This window comes from Streptomonospora wellingtoniae, assembly GCF_031845375.1.
GTDB lineage: Bacteria > Actinomycetota > Actinomycetes > Streptosporangiales > Streptosporangiaceae > Streptomonospora > Streptomonospora wellingtoniae.
This window is the reverse complement of sequence record NZ_JAVREK010000020.1, coordinates 102,446-120,005: the sequence shown is the minus strand read 5'-3', so window position 1 is coordinate 120,005 and position 17,560 is coordinate 102,446. Positions and strand designations below refer to the sequence as shown.

The window sequence follows — 17,560 nt, the reverse complement described above, 5'->3', positions numbered from 1 at the left end:
GGCCCGCTCCAGACCCACTTCAGAGAATGTCACGGAACGATAACGGGATTTCGTGGGCGTCTCGCAATGGAGTGCGTTTGCCCAGGTCAGAGGTGCTAGCTCCGCTGTTTTGGGAATAGATCAACGGTGCTGTGCTAGCGGGCAGTGTCGTCGCGGCGCAGCCGCAGGGCACTGGTGTCGATGTCCACGGCCGCGCCGGCGATGTCGGGGCCCACAGGGCTCGTCGGGTCGTCGCTGCTCTGCGCGGTCTCCCGCCCGCCGGGTCCGGCCGGGCCGGCCGGGCCCACCGACCCGGCGCCGGAGCCCGGTTCGCTGGGGTTCTCCGGCGTGTCGACGCGGTCCTGGCCCTCCATGTGGTCGAGAGCGTCCAACCGGTCGGCGACGGACCGCGCGAAGGCGGCGGAACCGACCGCGTCGACCCCGTCGGGAGCCTCGGGGCCGTAGGGGAGCACGCGCTCGGCGCCGCGCCGCAGCAGCCGGGCCGCGCCGACGTCGTTGCCGCGCTGGGCGTGGGTCAGGCCGACCGCGATCTGGGCGAGCCCCCGCCACAACTCCCGGTCGGGCTCGCCGGCGGCCTTCCAGACGGCCTCCAGCACCTCGTGCGCGTGGAAGGCGTAGCCCTCGTCCAGCAGGCGCTGCGCCTTCGTCAGGCCTTCATCCGGGGTGAACTCGGCATCGTCGGGGATACGCGGCACACCGTCGGCGCCGTGCGGCAGCGGGCGCCCGAAGCGGTCGCGCGGACGCTGGTTCTGCGCCCTGCCCTCCGGGTTGCGGTCGCGCTTGGTGCCTGCGGAGTCGCTCATCCTCGCCGCTCCTGATCTCCGTGCCGACGGCGCTGTGCCCGATCTGTGCCTGTGCCCATTGTGCACCCGGACATGCGGCCGAAGCGGGCCCCGGGTGGGGAGGCCGCCTGCCCGGACGAACGGACCGGCGGGTGTGCGGTGCGGGTCAGCTGTCGGGTTCCGGGTCGCCCAGCCACCCGATCAGCGCGGGATCGACGAGCTCGGGCCGCTCCTGGTGCGGGAAGTGCCCGGCCCCCTCGATCGTGCGCCAGCGGTAGGGCGCCTCGACGTAGCGGCTGGAACCGCGGGCCGTCTCGGGCAGCACCACGGGATCGAGTGCACCGTGCATGTGCAGGGTCGGCACGGTGACCGGGCGCCGCATCCGGCGCATGTAGCGGCGGCCGTCCGGGCGCACCTGGGAGCGGAACAGCCAGCGGTGGTACTCCAGGGAGCTGTGCGCCACCCCGGGGATGAGAAAGGCGTCGCGGCAGTGGCGCTCGGTCTCCTGGTCGGGCCAGCCCGGTCGCGACCAGGCGTGGAGCATGTCGGCGACCTGCTGGGCGCCGTCGGCCGTGAGGCGGCGCTCGGGCACGACCGGCGCCTGGAAGCCGAAAACGTGCCGACCCGCCCATCCCTGCCCGCGGGTGAGCATTCCCGCCAGCATCCGCCGCGGGTGCGGCATCGACAGCACCGCCAGGCGGCGCACCGTCTTGGGGAAGTAGACGGCCATCGTCCAGCCGAGCATGCCGCCGGTGGAGTGCCCGACGACGACCGCGTCGGCCTCGCCGAGCGCGCGGATCAACCCGGCCGCGTCGGAGGCCAGGGTGATCAGGTCGTAGCCGCGCGGCGGCTTGTCGCTGGCCCCGTGGCCGCGCAGGTCTACGGCGACGGCGCGGTAGCCGGCGTCGGCCAGTGCGGTCAGCTGGCCGTGCCAGGCCCACCAGAACTGCGGGAAGCCGTGCAGGAGAAGCACCAGGGGCCCGTCGCCGGCCTCGGCGATGTGGAACCTGGTACCGGCCGCACTCACGCTCCGGTGGGCCCACGGACCGTCGATCAGGACGGCGGACTCGTCAGTCACCGCACACCGGTGCCGCTGCGGTCAGCCGTTGGAGGTGCGGTTGTCGCGGCGGAGCGCCGAAAGCGTGCTCGCGACGGCCGCGCCGGTGAGCGGGAAGCCCTGGCGCTTGCGGAACTGGCGCAGCGCGAGGAAGAGGAGGAGCCCCGATATCAGCAGGAAGACGACGGTGACGATCAGGAAGGAGAGCCAAGGCGCCAACCCCGCCGCCATGATGCCGAGTCCGGCGGTGATCGCGACCAGGATGAGGAACATGTGCGCCAGCACGGCGGCGACCACGGCGAGACCGGCGCCCATGCCGATCTTCTGGACGTCGCGGGCCAGCTCCAGCTTCGCGAGCTGGACCTCCAGGCGCACGAGCCGGGTCATGCTCCCGCGCGCCTCGGATACGAGCTCGCCGAGGGAGTGTTCGGCGGCGTCGAACTCTTCAGGCTCCTGGAGACCCGACCGCGTCTCGGGCATGGAGACTGCTCCCTTCACTCGGCGGACGTCCTCAGCATCCTCGCACATCCGGTGTCGCAGGCGTTCCCACACGCCGCCCCCATCCGCCGCGGGCGCGTGAACGCGTCCGCGGGCGGGAAGCGCTGGGGCCGGGCGCCCCGCACACGTGCGGCGGCCGGGGACGGGCGGGTCCGCCGCTCGCGGACGGTGGACCCGCCCGTCCCCGAGATCGGCGGCCGCTGAGCGGCCGCCGACACCGTGCCCGGGACACCGCCCGCCGGGGCGGCGGGCAGACATCGGTCACTCGTCGCTCTTGCCGCTCTCCTGGAACGCCTCCTGAAGCGTCTGGATCGACTGCGCGTCGGTGAGCGTGGAGACGTCGCCGAGCTCGCGGTTCTCGGCCACGTCCTTGAGCAGGCGGCGCATGATCTTTCCGGAACGGGTCTTGGGCAGCTCGGGCACCACCAGGATCTGGCGCGGTTTGGCGATGGGGCCCAAGTGCGCGGCGACGTGCTCGCGCAGCTCCTTGACCAGGCCCGAACCGCCGTCGCCGGCCTCGCTGCGAAGGATGACGAAGGCCACGATCGCCTGGCCGGTGACCGGGTCGCTGGCGCCGGTGACGGCCGCCTCGGCGACGTTGGGGTGGGCGACCAGCGCAGACTCGACCTCGGTCGTGGAGATGTTGTGCCCCGAGACGAGCATGACGTCGTCGACGCGGCCCAGCAGCCACAGGTCGCCGTCCTCGTCGCGCTTGGCACCGTCCCCCGGGAAGTACAGCCCTTCGAAGCGCGACCAGTAGGTCTTCTTGTAGCGCTCGGGGTCGCCCCAGATGCCGCGGAGCATCGAGGGCCAGGGCTCGCGGATGACGATGAAGCCGCCCTGCCCCCTGGGCACGGACTCGCCCGACTCGTCGACGACGTCGGCGACCACGCCCGGGATGGGCTGCATGGCGGCACCGGGCTTGCCGTGGGTGATGCCGGGCATCGGGGTCACCATGATCGCGCCCGTCTCGGTCTGCCACCAGGTGTCGACGATCGGCGTGCGGCCGCCGCCGATGTGGGTCCGGTACCACATGTAGGCCTCGGGGTTGATGGGCTCGCCGACCGAGCCGAGCACCCGCAGGCTGGAGAGGTCGAACTGCGCGGGGTACTCCTCGCCCCACTTCATGAAGGTGCGGATGGCGGTGGGCGCCATGTAGGCGATCGTGACGCCGTACTTCTGCACGATCTCCCAGAACCGGCCCTTGTGCGGGGTGTCGGGCGTGCCCTCGTACATGACCGAGGTCGCCCCGTTGGAGAGGGGGCCGTAGACGATGTAGGAGTGCCCGGTGACCCAGCCGATGTCGGCGGCGGTCCAGAAGACGTCGGTCTCGGGCTTGAGGTCGAAGACCGCCCAATGGGTGTAGGAGACCTGCGTGAGGTAGCCGCCGGTGGTGTGCAGGATGCCCTTGGGCTTGGCCGTGGTGCCGCTGGTGTACATGATGTACAGCGGGTGCTCGGAGTCGTGCGCCTCGGCCGCGTGCTCGGCGGACTGGCGGTCGACGATGTCGTGCCACCAGACGTCGCGGCCCTCGTTCCATTCGACGTCCTGGCCGGTGCGGCGGACGACGAGCACGTTCTCTACAGCGGGGCGGTCGCGCACGGCGTCGTCGACGGCCGGCTTGAGCGAGCTGGGCTTACCCCGGCGGTAGCCGCCGTCGGCGGTCACGACGAGCTTGGCCTCGCTGTCGTCCAGTCGCGTGCCCAGGGCGTCGACGGAGAACCCGCCGAAGACGACCATGTGGACGGCTCCGACGCGGGCGCAGGCCAGCATCGCGACCACGGTCTCCGGGATCATCGGCATGTAGATGGCGACGCGGTCGCCCTTGCCGACCCCGAGCTCGGTCAGCGCGTTGGCCGCCTGGCAGACCATGTCCTTGAGGTCGGCGTAGGTGATGGTCCGCGTGTCGCCCGGCTCGCCCTCCCAATGGAAGGCGACGCGCTCACCCCGCCCCGCGTCGACGTGTCGGTCCACACAGTTCACCGCGGCGTTGAGCTTGCCGCCCGTGAACCATTCGGCGAACGGGGGATTCCAATCCAGAACGTTGCTCCACGGCTGCTCCCACTGCAGCCTGCGGGCCTGGTCCTCCCAGAACCGCAGCCGGTCGGCGGAGGCGGCGTCGTAGGCGTCGGCCTGCACGTTCGCGTCTGCGGCGAGATCCGCGGGGGGCGGGAAGCTCCGTGACTCCTGAAGAAGGTTGGACAGTGTTTCCTGACCCTGCCCCTGGGGAGTCTCAGCCACTGTAAAGTCTCCTTACTTAATCCGGTCCACAGAACATATCGTGTGGTAGAACCCACTTCATCAAGTGGTGGTGGCAACATACAAGGGGCCGGTCCGGGGACTGTGGACGGACGGTCTCCCCTGGGGACGGGCGGTCTTTCCGGGCCGATGGACGGACATTCCCACGCCCTACCGGTGAGTAGGCTTGAGGGCGTGAGTTCAGTTCCCGATGAGCCCCTGCAGCCGGTGGCCGACCTCCCGGGTGTCGACGCCGCAGTGGGCGAGGCCCGCGCCGTGGTCGACCGCCTCCTGGGCCACCGCATCCTGCGCAGGCGCAGCAGCGACGTGTCCATGGAGTCGGCGCTGCGCGGCGCCCGCGCCTCGGCGGTGCTCGACGGCGCCGGCGCCGACCTGGAGCAGGTCCGCGCCGGAAGCAGCGACGACCCGCGCATCAAGGGTGCCCTGCGCGTCTCCGGCGAACTCGGGCTGCTCGCCGAGACCTGGACCAAGGCGCCGCGCCAGGTGCTCGCCCGGCTGCACGCGCTCGCGGCGGCGGACGGGGCCGACGAGGACGCACTGGGCCGCCCGCGCGCCGCCGGCGAACCGGCGGGGGACCCGCTCGGACTCGGCCCGGCGCCCCGGCCCGGCGAGGTCGCGGCGCGGCTCGACGCCCTGGACACCGTGCTGGCTTCGCGGGCGGCGGTTCCGGCCCCGGTCGTGGGCGCGGTGGTGCACGGCGAACTGGCGGTCCTGCGCCCCTTCGGCTGGGGTGACGGCGTGGTCGCGCGCGCCGCGGAGCGGCTGACGCTGATCGCGCGCGGGCTCGACCCCAAGTCGCTCGTGCCCACCGAGCTGGGCTACCTGGAGCTGCGCGAGGAGTACGGGCCCGCGCTGCGCGGCTATCTGGCCGGAACCCCAGAGGGCGTCGGCGCGTGGGTCGCGTTCTGCTGCCGTGCCGTGGCCGCCGGCGCTCGCGACTCGCTCGCCACGTGCGAGGCCCTGCAGCGAGGCTGATCCGCCGCACCGCGGGCGCAACCGGGTCACCCGGATCGCCGGTGGCGCGGGACTCCGCATATCTCGATCCGATTACGCTTGCCTGCCGCGCCTCGCCGTGCGGGCCCGCCCGTCGGCCCCCGCGGACCCCGCAGAGGCTCCGCGCGGCCCGCCTTCAGGTCTGAACAGCGCCGTGGCCTCTCGGACGAGGCGTGTCGTCCACGACTTTCACTCGGCAATCAGAGAGACGATTTGCCCGATTCGGGACCTTCTTTGGGGTCCGCGCGAAAAAAACGAGCGGCACCCCGCCCGGCCCGGGAGCCGGAGCCAGGGCACCGCCGTGAGCACGGAGGGCCGGGCTATCATGCGTGCTCGATCATAGTCCGACCAGGGATTTCTCCCTGACCTGGACGAGCCTCCTGCGGCTTGGCAACGCGTGGGTACCCGGCTCCCGTGTTCGGTGGATCACCAATCCACCTTGTCCTTCCTTTGTACGCCGACTGCCCGCCGCTGAAAAGGCCTGGAAGGTCAAAGATCGGCAGAGCGCCAATTCGCCGTGGTAGCGTCCCGTGCTATACCTATTGTCGAGGTGCCGCACCCCCTGGCTACTCCCCTCAGCGCGCACCCCGTGGAATGGTCCGTGTTCGACTCTGGTGCAATTTCCCCGCCTATGTGACGATATGGCGATGGTGCGGCCCTGGGCCGGACCACGCCGGGCGCACCACCCGGCGACCGAGACTTATCCGGGAACGGTCCCGGCTCTCCCCCCCAGAGCCGGACCCGTCAGACGGCCCCCGCTATCCCCCCGGCGGGGGCCGTCGTCATGTCCGGGCCGGGCCGCGGCGTCATCGAGCGGCCCGGCCCGGGGCGCACCGCGCCCTCCTCAGCCGAGGGCGGTGGTCGACATCCGCCGAGGAGGGGCGCCGGCGCCGTCACTGCCTGCTCCCGGCCCTCGGCGGCCGTCGACCCCGCCGGTTCCGTAGGAAGCGGGGAGCGCGCCGACGGCCACGGGGCCCTGGCCCACGCCCGCCACCAGCAGGGCGGCGCAGCGCACCGCCGCGGGAAGCGTCAGTGCAGCGGCGGCACCGATGCCGAGGCAGATCCCGAGGGCCGGCCCGTAGCCCGCGCCCAGGCCCATCAGCTCAGCGAGGGTTGTGTTGCCCGGGATGCGCGCGGTCACAGGTCCGTAGACCGGGTAGAGCAGACCGCCCAGCGTCAGCGACCACCAGGTGACCGCAACGGCGAAGCCGGCCACGGCCACCGGCAGCCGCAGAACGGCCCCCAGCGCGTCGAACCAGCTCTGGGCGCACCGCAGCGGGTCAGTCAGCCGGCGCCACGCTCCGGCCCCGGCGGGCGCGGACCGGTACCCCGGCGGCGCCGGCGGGGAGACCAGCACGTTGGTGAGCCAGGCCCGGTCGACGCTCGCGATTCCGCGGGCGGCGCGCAGCGTCACAGCGGCGACGGGCAGGCCCAGCACGACCGGCAGCAGACCGGCGCCCAGCGCCAAACCCGCAACCACCAGGACGAAGCCGACGACGGACAGGGGCAGGCAGAGGAGCGTGTAGCGGGTGTCGGCGGCGAGGCGGCGCAGAATCGTTCGCATACCGGCAATGATCGCGGGCCGGCGGCCTCCGGGGCACTGGCGCGCGGACGCCGAACAAGGGTGGTGCGCGTACCCCCGCCGGGCCGCTCGCCCTTGCGCCGCTCTCCGGCGCGGGGCGCTCGGCCCTCCCGTCCACAGGCTGGGGATCGGACTTTCGCCGGGACCTCCCGTCCGGCGAGCGTGGGATGAGCGCAGTCCGAACCGGGAGGCCCCATGGACCCGTCCGCCCCTGCCCGCCCCCTCCTCGTCACCGAGGACCCCCGCCTGCTGGACGACCTCCTCCGCCTGGCGGCCGCGGCCGGGGTCGAGGCCACCGTCGCCCACCACGCCGCCCAGGCTGTGCCCGAATGGGACCGCGCCCCGCTGGTCGTCGTCGGCGCCGACCTCCTGCCTGCCCTTGCGCGGCTGGCCCCCGAACCGCGGCGGCACGTACTCGTCGCCGGATTGGGCGACTCCGTGCACGGCGCCGAGGCGTGGGAGGCCGCGCTGCGCGTCGGCGCCGGGGCGGTCCTGTCCCTGCCCGCCGACGAATCGCGGCTGGCGGGCCTGCTCACCGACTCCGCCCACGCCCGCGCCGGGCGCGCGCCCGTGGTCGCGGTCGTCGGCGGCCGAGGCGGCGCGGGAGCCAGCCTGCTCGCGATCGCGCTGGCCCTGTCGGCGCGCCGCGCGGGGCTGCAAAGCGCACTCGTCGACGCCGACCCGTTGGGGGGCGGCCTCGACGCCCTCCTAGGACGGGAGGAGGCGCCCGGCGACCGCTGGGGCGACCTCGTCGCCCGCCAGGGGCGGCTGAACTGGTCGGCGCTGCGCTCCCGGTTGCCGGATGTATGCGGCGCCGCACTCGTCACCTGGGGGCAGGGGCCCGCCGCCCCCGTTCCGCCCACGGCGATGCGCGCCGTCCTCGACTGCGCCGTCCGCGGTGCGGACCTCGTGGTCGCGGACCTGCCGCGGGCCCCCGATCCGGCGGCCGATGAGGCGTTGCGCCGCGCTTCCGTCGTGCTCCTGGTGACGCCGGCCGAGGTGCCCGCGGTGTTCGCGGCCGCCCGGGCGGTGCCGCGCCTACGGCGGACCGCTGGCGACGTGCGGCTGGTCGTACGCAAGGGCTCATCGGCGGTGACCGCTCCCGATGTCGCCCGCACCCTCGGCCTTCCCGTCGCGGGCCGCCTCCGGCTCGAGCGCGGCCTAACGCGCAGGCTCCGCAACGGCACGGTGCCCGCCGACACCCGCTCCTCGCCGCTGGCCGAGTGCGCCGACCGGCTGCTCGCAGGCCTCCTGCCCCCGCGACCGGTCGATCAGGCAGGGTCCCCGCGCCCGCCGGCGCCCGCACATCGCTCGCGGCCTCCGCCGCAGCCCGTCGGCCTGGCGGCGCGCTGGGCGGTCCGGCGGGGCCGCGTCCCGGCCGAACGGCGGCGGTCCACCCACAGTGCCCGACGCTCGGGGCGATCCGACCGCAGAACCGGTGATTGCCCGAATGGACGTGCATTTGCATAGGAAACATATGGATCAGACGTTTTGATCATTCATCGTCGCTATCCGAATTGGGGGCCGCGCCGGAGATCGCGGAAGCGAGGAAATGCGCGGATCAGGCGGCCGCCCGATCCGGACCCCGGAGGGGCCCGCGGTCGCCGGCCCTGCGGCCCGCCCCGTCGCACGCGACCTCGTCGCCTGGACGAAAGGATCGCCCACGTGGAGAACGGGTACGCCGCGAACATGCGGACGGCCGAGCCGTCCCCTTCCGGCGCCGATCCCGACCTGCTCGCGGCTGTGCGCACACGGCTGGCGCGCGACGGAGGCGACCCGGCCCCCGCTCGCGTGGCGGCGGCCGTGCGTGCCGAGGGCTCCGTCCTCGGGGATGCCGAAGTGCTGGCACTCGTGCGGCTGCTGCGGGCCGACATCGCAGGTGCGGGCCCGCTCGACCCCCTGCTCAGCGACCCCCGCATCACCGACATCCTGGTCAACGGCCCTGCGGAGGTGTGGATCGACGACGGGTCGGGGCTGCGGCCCGCTCCCGGCATCCGATTCCCCGACGACGCCTCCCTGCGTCGCCTTGCACAGCGCCTCGCGGCCCAGGCCGGACGCCGCCTCGACGCCGCCGCCCCATGGGTCGACGCCCGGATGCCCAGCGGCGGTCGCCTGCATGCGGTACTTCCGCCGGTATCCCCCGATGGGGTCTGCCTCTCGCTGCGGCTGCCGCGCCGCTCCGTGTTCACGCTCGCGGAGCTGGTCTCATGCGGCACGGTCCCCGCGGCGGGTGCGCGGCTGCTGCGCTGCCTGGTCACCTCACGCTCGGCGTTCCTCATCTCGGGAGGCACCGGTACGGGCAAGACCACTCTCCTCTCGGCGCTACTGTCCCTCGCGAACCCGAAAGAGCGGGTACTGCTGGTCGAGGACTCCGCCGAACTCCGTCCCGACCACCCCCACGTGGTGCGGTTGCAGGCCCGCCCGCCCAACATCGAGGGCACCGGCGAAGTGGGCCTGCACGACCTGGTACGCCAAGCCCTGCGCATGCGCCCCGACCGCCTCGTCGTGGGGGAGGTTCGCGGCCCGGAGGCCGTAATCCTGCTGAACGCTTTGAACACCGGCCACGAAGGAGGCTGCGGCACCCTGCATGCCAACGCGGCGGCCGACGTCCCCGCTCGGATCGAGGCGCTCGCCTGCGCCGCTGGGCTCGGCAGGGAGGCCGTCCACAGCCAACTGGCCGCCACGCACGCGCTGGTCGTCTATCTGGCGCGCCGCCCGGAAGGCACGCGCCGCGTCGCCGAAGTGCGCGTGCTGCGCCGCGAACCCGCCGGAACCGTGCAGGCCTCCCCGGCGGTCTCCTTCTCCCCGGACGGCACGCTCACCGAACACACGGCACTGCCCGACCTCCTGACCCACATCGGCTCCGCCTGGCGCGACCCACCGGCCGCGGGAGCCGACGTCGGGGAGTCCTTCGCCGGCTCCCCGGGCAGCTCCCCGTAGCACGGCCGACCGTTCCACGGCGCCGCCCGTGCCGCACCGCGGTTCATCGCGCTCCCGAGGCCGCACTCCGATCCGCACCGCCCGCCCCCTCGCCCCCGGCAGAGCAACACGCGCAAGCCCGCCCCAGCCGACTGGACCGCACCCTTTGCCGCCGGCACCGGAGAGTCGACCGGCCGCACCGGCCACAGGGCGCAGAACCTGTCCGCACGCCGACGCCCGGCGCCGCTCCACGCTTTCCCGCCGGCCACCGATGCGGAGCCGAATCCACCCACAAAGGCGGGGAACCGTCGGCCGCTCCGGGATTCCATCGCCGAACTAGCCAACCTGGCCCACAATCAACCCACGTTCGGAGTCCACATGTCGACATGCACATCCGTCGCCTTGTCCGCACCGACGCACCTGAGCCTCCTCCCCGCCCTCCTCCCCGAGCCCGTACCGGCCGTTTCGCAGTGGCTGGCCGAGCGGGCGGGCCGGCTTCTCTTGTTCGGCGCCGCGGGACTGGTCGCGGTCCACCTCACACCCGCCACCGCGGTGGTCCGGTTGCGTGCCCTGAGGTCCCGTGAGGAGCGGCGCGGCGGCAGGAGGTGGGGCGGTACGCGCGCGCTCCCGATCGCGCAGCGCCTTCGCGCGCGGCTCCGGCTCGCCGCGGGGCGCGTGCAGAGCAGGCGGCGGCGAGCCGCCGTCGAACTGTGCCGAGTCCTGGCCGCCGAGCTGCGCGCGGGACGCGATCCGGGTGCGGCCGTGACCGCTGCGGTCAGCGAGCTCGACGCCGAGACCGAGCGCGAGCTCGCCCCGCTGACCGCGGCCGCGCGCAGCGGGCAGGACCCGGTGCCCGTGCTACTCGCCCTCGCCGAGGCCCGCGGCGCAGAAGGACTCGGTCAGCTCGCCGCTTGCTGGCGTGTGGCGACGAACACCGGCGCCGGGCTTGCGGACGTCGTGGACCGGCTGTCGGTGTCGCTGACCGCGGACGAGGCGCTGCGGCGCGAGGTCGGCGCCCAACTCGCCGGGCCGCGCGCCACCGCCGTGATGCTCAGCGCCCTACCCGTGCTGGGCCTCGGGATGGCGACTGCGTTGGGCGGATCGCCGCTGGCCTTCCTGTTCAGCACGCCCGTCGGCCTCGCGTGCCTGGCAGTCGGTCTCCTGCTGGATGCGGCCGGCCTGTTCTGGACGCACAGAATGGCGCGCCGAGTGCTCACCGAAACAGGGATGGCGTGAGTTCGCGATGGGGCTCGTCGAAGTCTCGGTGATAGCGCTGGGCACGGCCGCGGTGCTCCTGCTTCGCGGCGGGTCCGCACGCAGCCGGGCTCTGCGGCGGTTGAGGCGACTGCGCCCGCCCGATCCCCCGCGCCCCGCGCACGCCCACGGCGTACCGCTGCGCCTGCTGCTCCATTGGGGCGTGCCCTGCGCACCTGCGGCGACCCTGCTGTTGGCGGCGGGCCCACTGGCGGCGATTCTGGTCGGCGTGCCGATCGCGGCCGCCCTGCGCTGGCGGCTCGCACAAGGGGACCGGCACACCGTCTCGCGGGCCGACCGCGCCCGCGTGCTGGCCGGGCTTCCCGTTGCCGTCGACCTCCTGGTTTCCGGGCTGCGCGCCGGCGGCGCCCTGGAGGACGCGCTCGGCGCCGTCGCGATGTCCCTGCGCGGGCCGCTGGGGCGCTCGCTCGGTGAGGTCGCCGAGCAACTGCGGCTCGGTGCCGAGCCACGGGCCGCCTGGGCCGCGGCGGCCGATACCGAGGAGTTCGCCGCGATCGGGCGTGCGCTGGCGCGCGCGAGCGAGAGCGGTGCACCGGTGGCCGCCATCCTCGAACGCCATGCCGCCGAGATCCGCGACACAGCCCGCGTCCGCGCCCTCGCACGCACCCAACGCCTCGGTGTTCTCAGCGCGGCTCCGCTCGGCCTGTGCTTCCTGCCCGCCTTCGTCCTCATCGGCGTGGTGCCACTGGCCGCGAGCCTGATCTCGGGTCTGACCCTGCCGTGAACAGGACTCCGTCCGACGGTTCGGGCAGGCGAGGCCCGCACCGAGCGGATGAGGCCGAGCAGCAGGGGCCGAGACCTCCGCCCCCGCCGCCTCGTCGCGAGGACACCCGGCGGAAGCCCGAGCTGATCGCGCCTGTCAGCGGGTCCGGGGAAGGGCGGCCTCGACGTGCTCGGCTCAGGCGTCCGGGCCGTGCAGTCCCCAAGGCGAGCGGTGCGGGCCGGCTCGGGCGTGGGCGGTGACGGACCCGAGCCGCATCCGGGCGGGAACACGCGTGCTCACGTGCAGCGAAAGATCTGCTGCGAGTCGGCATCGCGTCAGTTCGGCACCGTTGGCCTCGGCGGTCGCGCGCGCAGCGGCGCAAGACGAGCGCTCCCCTTCGGACAACCGCTCCGCTCCCGCGAGCGCGGCAAGGTCGGCCGCCGTCGCCGCCCGGTGGCGATCGACCCGTACCCCTGCCACAAGCACGACCGCCGAGGCGGCGAACAGCACCACGCCGCACAGGGCGAGCACCCAGACGGTCGCCGACCCGGCGTCTGCGCCGCGCCGGGCCGCGTGCGCAAGGGCAGGGACTCCGCCACAGGGCACGTGTGGCCGCGCCGTCTCTCCCGCCGCTCGACGGGGGGCGACCGGCCGCCCCCGGAAGGCGGCCCCGGGCCCTGATATCACGGACCCGCTCGACATTCCGCCGGGCAGGGGCCGGGCGCCGCTGCCGCTCCGCCGGACTCGGCGGCCTCGGACTCCTCGGGTTCGCCTGCACCCTGCCCGTCCAGTGCTTCCTGGCCGCTCCCCCGCCCTTCCACCGCTGCCTCGCCGTGCCCCGGCACCATCGGGCCCTCCAGACCTCCCAGGGACTCCAGCTCTTTCGAGGGCTCCAGGGACTCCAGCGGCGTGGCGGCGACGCCCTCGACCTCTATCGGCAGGTCTGCCAGCGGACCGATCGGAACCGGAGCCGTGACGGTCACCCGCGCCATGCCGCCGCCGGTCGCGAGCTCGACCCGCGCCGAGTCGGGGGCGATGCGGTCGACCGCTGCGCGGACGGCGTGTCCGGTCTCGCCGCGAGCCAATGCGCGCGCGCCGGTGCGTGCGGAGTCGACGCAGGCCACGTGGACCGCCCCCGCCTGGACCGCCGCCAGTGCTACACCGAGCATGAGCACGAGGCTGGGCAGCGCGGCCGCGGTCTCGGCGGTGACGCCGCCCCGCTCATCCGTCGATCTGCAGCGCATCGGTGACGATCCGGGTGACGGCGGCGCGGACTTCGTCGCTTGTGAGGATCGCGAACAGGACAGCCGCGAATGCGCAGGCCGTCACGGTCCCGAGCGCGTACTCGGCAGTCGACATGCCGCGGTCGCCGCGCATCGCGGCGCGTGGCCGGGCGCCGAGGACGGCGCCGCTGCCGCGGATCGCCGCCGCTGCAGCGGCAAGGCTCACGAACTCCGCGGTCCGGCGCCGGCCGCCCCGCACACGCCGCGCACGCTGTACGCACCGCACCCGGCCGAATGCGGTCGATGGCCGTCGATGCGACACACGCGGTGTTGGAAGGAGAAAGGGGACAACGGACACGGCTGCCTCCAAGCGGTGGACACACCGTGAGTCGGTTCGATCACACGGTCTGTATCCACCATCGCCCGGCAGGCCGGCGGCCGAAAGCCGGATTCCCAGGCTGTGGACGATGCACACCGCCGGAATCCGCGCCGGACGCCGCCTCTGCTGGACCCTCCTATCCCGCCGGGCCGCCAGACCCGCCGCGCTCGACGAACCTCACCGCCTGCCACGCCGGAGACCACCGCCCCTGGCCACCGGCTTCGGGGGCCGCGGCGGGGCATGGCCCTGCGCTTCTCGCGGCGCCCCGCTACGCCGAACCGCGCCGCGCGCCGCTACGCCCCGCCGTCGAGGACGGCGTCGATCAGGCGCAGAGCGCCCGACTTGCTGAGGGGGTCGTTTCCGTTGCCGCACTTGGGCGACTGGATACACGAAGGGCAGCCTTCGGCGCACTCGCAGCCGGCGATGGCCTGGCGGGTCGCGGTCAGCCATTCGCGGGCCGCCGCGTAGCCGCGTTCGGCGAACCCGGCGCCGCCCTCGTGACCGTCGTAGACGAAGACCGTCAGGCAGCCGGTGTCGGCGTGCAGCGCGGTCGAGACACCGCCGATGTCCCAGCGGTCGCAGGTGGCGAACAGCGGAAGCAGGCCGATCGCGGCGTGCTCGGCGGCGTGAGCGGCTCCGCGCACGTCCACGTCGGCCTTGCGCAGCCGGTCGGTCGCCTCGGGCGCGAGGGTCCACCACACCGCACGCGAGTTCAGCCGCCGCTCGGGCAGGTCCAAGGGCTGCTCGCCGAGGACCGCACCGGTGCGGACGTCGCGCTTGAGGTAGGAGACCACTTGGCGGGTGACCTCGACCTCGCCGAACCGCACGGCCGACTCCGGTCCCCAGTCCCGGCCGCGCAGCGTGCGCAGCACCTCGACCTCGGTGGTGTCGCGCGCCCAGGTGCTGTGGTCGGGGGCCTCGCTGTGCACGAGAGCCACCGACTCCTCCAGGTCGAGCGCGTCGACCACGTAGGTCAGCCCTTGGTGCAGGTAGACCGCGCCGTCGTGGACGGTGCCGTGCGCGGCGGCCTCGTCGACGGTGCCCAGCAGCTGGCCGCTGGAGGAGTCGACGATCTGCACCGGGGGTCCGCCCGACCCGCGCAGGTCGGCCAGTGCGGAGGCGCGGTCGCGCCGGGTCCAGAACCAGCCGCGCGGACGGCGGCGCAGCAGGCCCTGCTCGACCAGGCCGTCGAGCACGCCGGCGGCTTCGGAGCCGAACAGGTCGAGGTCGTCGCGGGTCAGCGGGATCTCCGACGCGGCCGCGCACAGGTGCGGGCCCAGGACGTAGGGGTTGTCGGGATCGAGCACCGCGGCTTCGACCGGCCGCCCGAAGACGGCTTCGGGATGGTGCACCAGATAGGTGTCCAGCGGGTCGTCGCGGGCGATGAAAACCGCCAGCGCGTCGCCTCCGGTACGGCCCGCGCGCCCGGCCTGCTGCCACAGCGACGCCAGGGTGCCCGGCCATCCGGTGATGACCACGGCGTCCAGGCCGGTGATGTCGACGCCGAGCTCGAGCGCGTTGGTCGTCGCCAGCCCGAGCAGCTCGCCGCTGCGCAGCGCGTCTTCCAGGCTCCGCCGGTCGTCGGCGAGGTACCCGGCGCGGTAGGCGGCGACGCGCTCCGACAGCCTGCCGCCGGGCGGCCCGCCCGCCCCGCCCGTGCCAGTGCGAACCGTGCCCTCCACGTCCGCCGGCTTCTCCACGTCCGCCGGTGCCGCCCCGCCCCCGTCGGCGCTCCGCCCACGCAGGCGCGCCGCGGAGCGGGACTCGCGCTCGCGCAGGATGCGCTGCGCGGTCAGCGCCACCACCTCCGACGCCTGGCGGGACCGGACGAAGGCGAGCGTGCGCACGCCCTCCTCGGCGAGATCGGCCAGGACGTGGGCGGCCTCGGCCGGCGCCGTGCGACGCACGGGTGCGCCGTTCTCGCCCTTCTCGTCGGTCAGCTCCGGCTCGATCAGCGCGAAGCGCAGCTCCGGGCGCGGGGAGGCGTCCTCGGTGACGGCGCGCACCGGCAGGCCGATCAGCCGGGAGGCGCTCTCCTCGGGGGTGCCCGTGGTGGCCGAGGCGAGAATGAAGACGGGCTCGCTGCGGTAGCGGGCGCAGATCCGCCGCAGCCGCCGCACGATCTGGGCGACGTGCGAGCCGAACACGCCCCGGTAGCGGTGTGCCTCGTCGATCACGACGTAGCGCAGCCGCCGCAGGAACGGCGACCATGCGGCGTGGTTGCCCAGGACCGCGTGGTGCAGCATGTCGGGGTTGGTCAGCACGTAGTTGGCGTTCGCGCGGATCCAGGCGCGCTCCTCGCGCGGGGTGTCGCCGTCGTAGGCGGCCGGGCGCAGGTAAGAGAGGCCGAGACCGGCCACCGCGCGCCGCTGGTCGGCGGCCAGCGCCTTGGCCGGGGAGATGTAGAGCACCGTTCCGCCCTGCTCGGCGGCTTCGGCGCAGGGCAGCAGGAAGGAGAGCGATTTCCCCGACGCGGTGCCGGTGGCTATGATCACATTGCTACCGGAGCGCGCGAGATCCGCGGCGGCCGCCTGGTGGGACCACGGAGCCGTGATCCCCTGATCAGCGAGCCGCTCACGTACAGAGGACGGTGTCCAGTCTGGCCAGTGTTCGCTTACCCCGCGGCCATGCGGCAGCAGCTCCACATGTGTCACCTGCGAATTCCGGGTATGGTCACGCCACAACCGGTGATGCGCGGGCTCCCCTGGGGAAGCGTCCCCGCGTGCGCGGGGAGCGGATCCGGTCAACCCGACCCCTCCTCGGCAGGCAGCACGTGTGATGGCACTGATCGACCCCCGTTTCAGTGTGGCATCCGCGGGAAGGGTTCCGCGCTGTCGCGGTTTCTTGTGCATAACAGGCAGATGCGAAGGGCAAGCGTGGTTGAATGCCGCACTGTGGGGTAACGCCCGGCAGAGATCACTCGCGGCTTTTCGCGGTTCGGCGCTGGAGGACTAGTGGACTTGAAGCTTGATCACCACACGCAGGACGACACGGAGATCGTCGTCGTCGAGGGTGAGATCGACGTCTATACCGCGCCCCGGCTGCGTGAGCTGCTGATCGATCTCGTCAACAAGGGCAACTTCCACCTCGTGGTGAACATGGAGAAGGTGGAGTTCCTCGACTCGACGGGTCTCGGCGTGCTCGTTGGCGGCCTGAAGCGGGTGCGGGCGCACGACGGCACACTCGACCTGGTGTGCACACAGGAGCGCATCCTGAAGATCTTCCGGATCACCGGACTGACCAAGGTCTTCGGCATCTACGACTCCGTCCAGGAAGCCATCGACAAGCGCCAGTCCAAGTAGCTGCGTTACGAGCGATCCCATGGCACTCGTCCAGCTCACGATCAGCGCGCTGCCCGCCCATGTGCGCACGGCCCGGCTCATGGCCACGGCCGTGGCCAGGCGGGCAGGCATCGCCGAGTCCGCCCTCGACGAGATTCGGCTGGCGGTCGGCGAGGCGTGCTCCCGTGCCGTCGAGGCGCACCGCGTCCACTGCCCCGGGCGTCCGATCCAGCTCGATCTGATCGACAGGGCCGACACCACCCGGGAAGCCGATGCGTCTTCCGGCAAACCCGCCGAACGCGCGTCCCACAACGGCAAGGCGGCACAGCGCTTCGAGGTCGTGGTGTTCGACTGCGCTCCGGCCAAGGAGCCGGCGACGGCATTCGAAGACCCCGCCGCCGAGCTCGACATCGCTGACGGCGCCCCGTCCGACGGGGTTTCGGGGCTCTCACCCGATGTCGGCCTCGCCGTGATCCTCGGACTCGCCGACGAGGTCAGCATCGAACCGCACGAGGACGGCACCGTCGTCCGGATGAGCTGGCCCCTGGGCAAATCCGACCCCGACGCCGACTCCGAACTCGTCGGCTGAGGCGCTTCAGCGCCGTTCCC

The 17,560-nt window shown here is 73.4% G+C and carries 16 protein-coding genes; 7 read left to right on the top strand and 9 right to left on the bottom strand.

The window, feature by feature from the left end:
• Window positions 1-134: 134 nt before the first annotated feature.
• The 4 genes from RM446_RS18150 to acs all read right to left on the bottom strand — a co-directional run bounded on the left by RM446_RS18150 (window position 135) and on the right by acs (window position 4,578).
• A complete protein-coding gene (locus RM446_RS18150; RefSeq protein ID WP_311546529.1) occupies window positions 135-803 on the bottom strand; it encodes a DUF309 domain-containing protein in 669 nt (222 codons plus the stop codon).
• 145 nt (window positions 804-948) lie between these two features.
• Window positions 949-1,860 (bottom strand): alpha/beta fold hydrolase, encoded by a 912-nt coding sequence (locus RM446_RS18145; RefSeq protein ID WP_311546528.1) that lies wholly within the window; start codon window positions 1,858-1,860, stop codon window positions 949-951.
• Between the two features lie 21 nt (window positions 1,861-1,881).
• On the bottom strand, window positions 1,882-2,319 hold the full coding sequence (locus RM446_RS18140; protein ID WP_311546527.1) for a phage holin family protein: 438 nt from the start codon (window positions 2,317-2,319) through the stop codon (window positions 1,882-1,884).
• Between the two features lie 279 nt (window positions 2,320-2,598).
• Window positions 2,599-4,578: an acetate--CoA ligase gene (gene acs / locus RM446_RS18135; RefSeq protein WP_311546526.1), complete on the bottom strand. Its 1,980-nt coding sequence runs from the start codon at window positions 4,576-4,578 to the stop codon at window positions 2,599-2,601.
• Window positions 4,579-4,770: 192 nt separating this feature from the next.
• Between acs and RM446_RS18130 the strand changes: the two genes are divergently transcribed.
• Window positions 4,771-5,571 (top strand): Fic family protein, encoded by an 801-nt coding sequence (locus tag RM446_RS18130; RefSeq protein WP_311546525.1) that lies wholly within the window; start codon window positions 4,771-4,773, stop codon window positions 5,569-5,571.
• An 862-nt stretch (window positions 5,572-6,433) separates the two neighbouring features.
• On the opposite strand, the gene RM446_RS18125 is transcribed toward RM446_RS18130, so the two are convergent.
• Window positions 6,434-7,153, bottom strand: coding sequence for a sensor domain-containing protein (locus tag RM446_RS18125; RefSeq protein ID WP_311546524.1), 720 nt, complete (start codon window positions 7,151-7,153; stop codon window positions 6,434-6,436).
• 213 nt (window positions 7,154-7,366) lie between these two features.
• Here RM446_RS18125 and ssd point away from each other — a divergent pair, with 213 nt between their 5' ends.
• From ssd to RM446_RS18105, 4 genes are all read left to right on the top strand, one after another.
• Window positions 7,367-8,641, top strand: coding sequence for a septum site-determining protein Ssd (ssd, locus tag RM446_RS18120; RefSeq protein ID WP_311546523.1), 1,275 nt, complete (start codon window positions 7,367-7,369; stop codon window positions 8,639-8,641).
• Window positions 8,642-8,860: 219 nt separating this feature from the next.
• On the top strand, window positions 8,861-10,111 hold the full coding sequence (locus RM446_RS18115) for a TadA family conjugal transfer-associated ATPase (RefSeq protein ID WP_311546536.1): 1,251 nt from the start codon (window positions 8,861-8,863) through the stop codon (window positions 10,109-10,111).
• 357 nt (window positions 10,112-10,468) lie between these two features.
• The gene (locus RM446_RS18110) at window positions 10,469-11,326 is read left to right on the top strand and encodes a type II secretion system F family protein (protein WP_311546522.1); all 858 of its coding nucleotides are present in this window, start codon (window positions 10,469-10,471) and stop codon (window positions 11,324-11,326) included.
• A 7-nt stretch (window positions 11,327-11,333) separates the two neighbouring features.
• A complete protein-coding gene (locus tag RM446_RS18105) occupies window positions 11,334-12,089 on the top strand; it encodes a type II secretion system F family protein (protein WP_311546521.1) in 756 nt (251 codons plus the stop codon).
• A gap of 174 nt (window positions 12,090-12,263) precedes the next feature.
• Here the strand turns inward: RM446_RS18105 and RM446_RS18100 are convergent, their stop codons facing one another.
• From RM446_RS18100 to RM446_RS18085, 4 genes are all read right to left on the bottom strand, one after another.
• Window positions 12,264-12,674 (bottom strand): Rv3654c family TadE-like protein, encoded by a 411-nt coding sequence (locus RM446_RS18100; RefSeq protein WP_311546520.1) that lies wholly within the window; start codon window positions 12,672-12,674, stop codon window positions 12,264-12,266.
• A 77-nt stretch (window positions 12,675-12,751) separates the two neighbouring features.
• A complete protein-coding gene (locus tag RM446_RS18095) occupies window positions 12,752-13,312 on the bottom strand; it encodes a TadE family type IV pilus minor pilin (RefSeq protein ID WP_311546519.1) in 561 nt (186 codons plus the stop codon).
• The gene (locus tag RM446_RS18090) at window positions 13,290-13,517 is read right to left on the bottom strand and encodes a DUF4244 domain-containing protein (RefSeq protein ID WP_398695418.1); all 228 of its coding nucleotides are present in this window, start codon (window positions 13,515-13,517) and stop codon (window positions 13,290-13,292) included. Before RM446_RS18090 ends, RM446_RS18095 begins: the two co-directional genes overlap by 23 nt.
• A 446-nt stretch (window positions 13,518-13,963) precedes the next feature.
• Entirely contained in the window at window positions 13,964-16,324 is a 2,361-nt protein-coding gene (locus RM446_RS18085; RefSeq protein WP_311546518.1) for a DEAD/DEAH box helicase, read from the bottom strand.
• Window positions 16,325-16,624: 300 nt separating this feature from the next.
• Here RM446_RS18085 and RM446_RS18080 point away from each other — a divergent pair, with 300 nt between their 5' ends.
• Both RM446_RS18080 and RM446_RS18075 read left to right on the top strand, forming a co-directional pair.
• Complete coding sequence (locus RM446_RS18080) at window positions 16,625-16,972, top strand: STAS domain-containing protein (RefSeq protein WP_311546517.1); 348 nt, start codon at window positions 16,625-16,627, stop codon at window positions 16,970-16,972.
• A gap of 19 nt (window positions 16,973-16,991) precedes the next feature.
• Window positions 16,992-17,540: an ATP-binding protein gene (locus RM446_RS18075; RefSeq protein ID WP_311546516.1), complete on the top strand. Its 549-nt coding sequence runs from the start codon at window positions 16,992-16,994 to the stop codon at window positions 17,538-17,540.
• The last annotated feature ends 20 nt before the right edge of the window (window positions 17,541-17,560 follow it).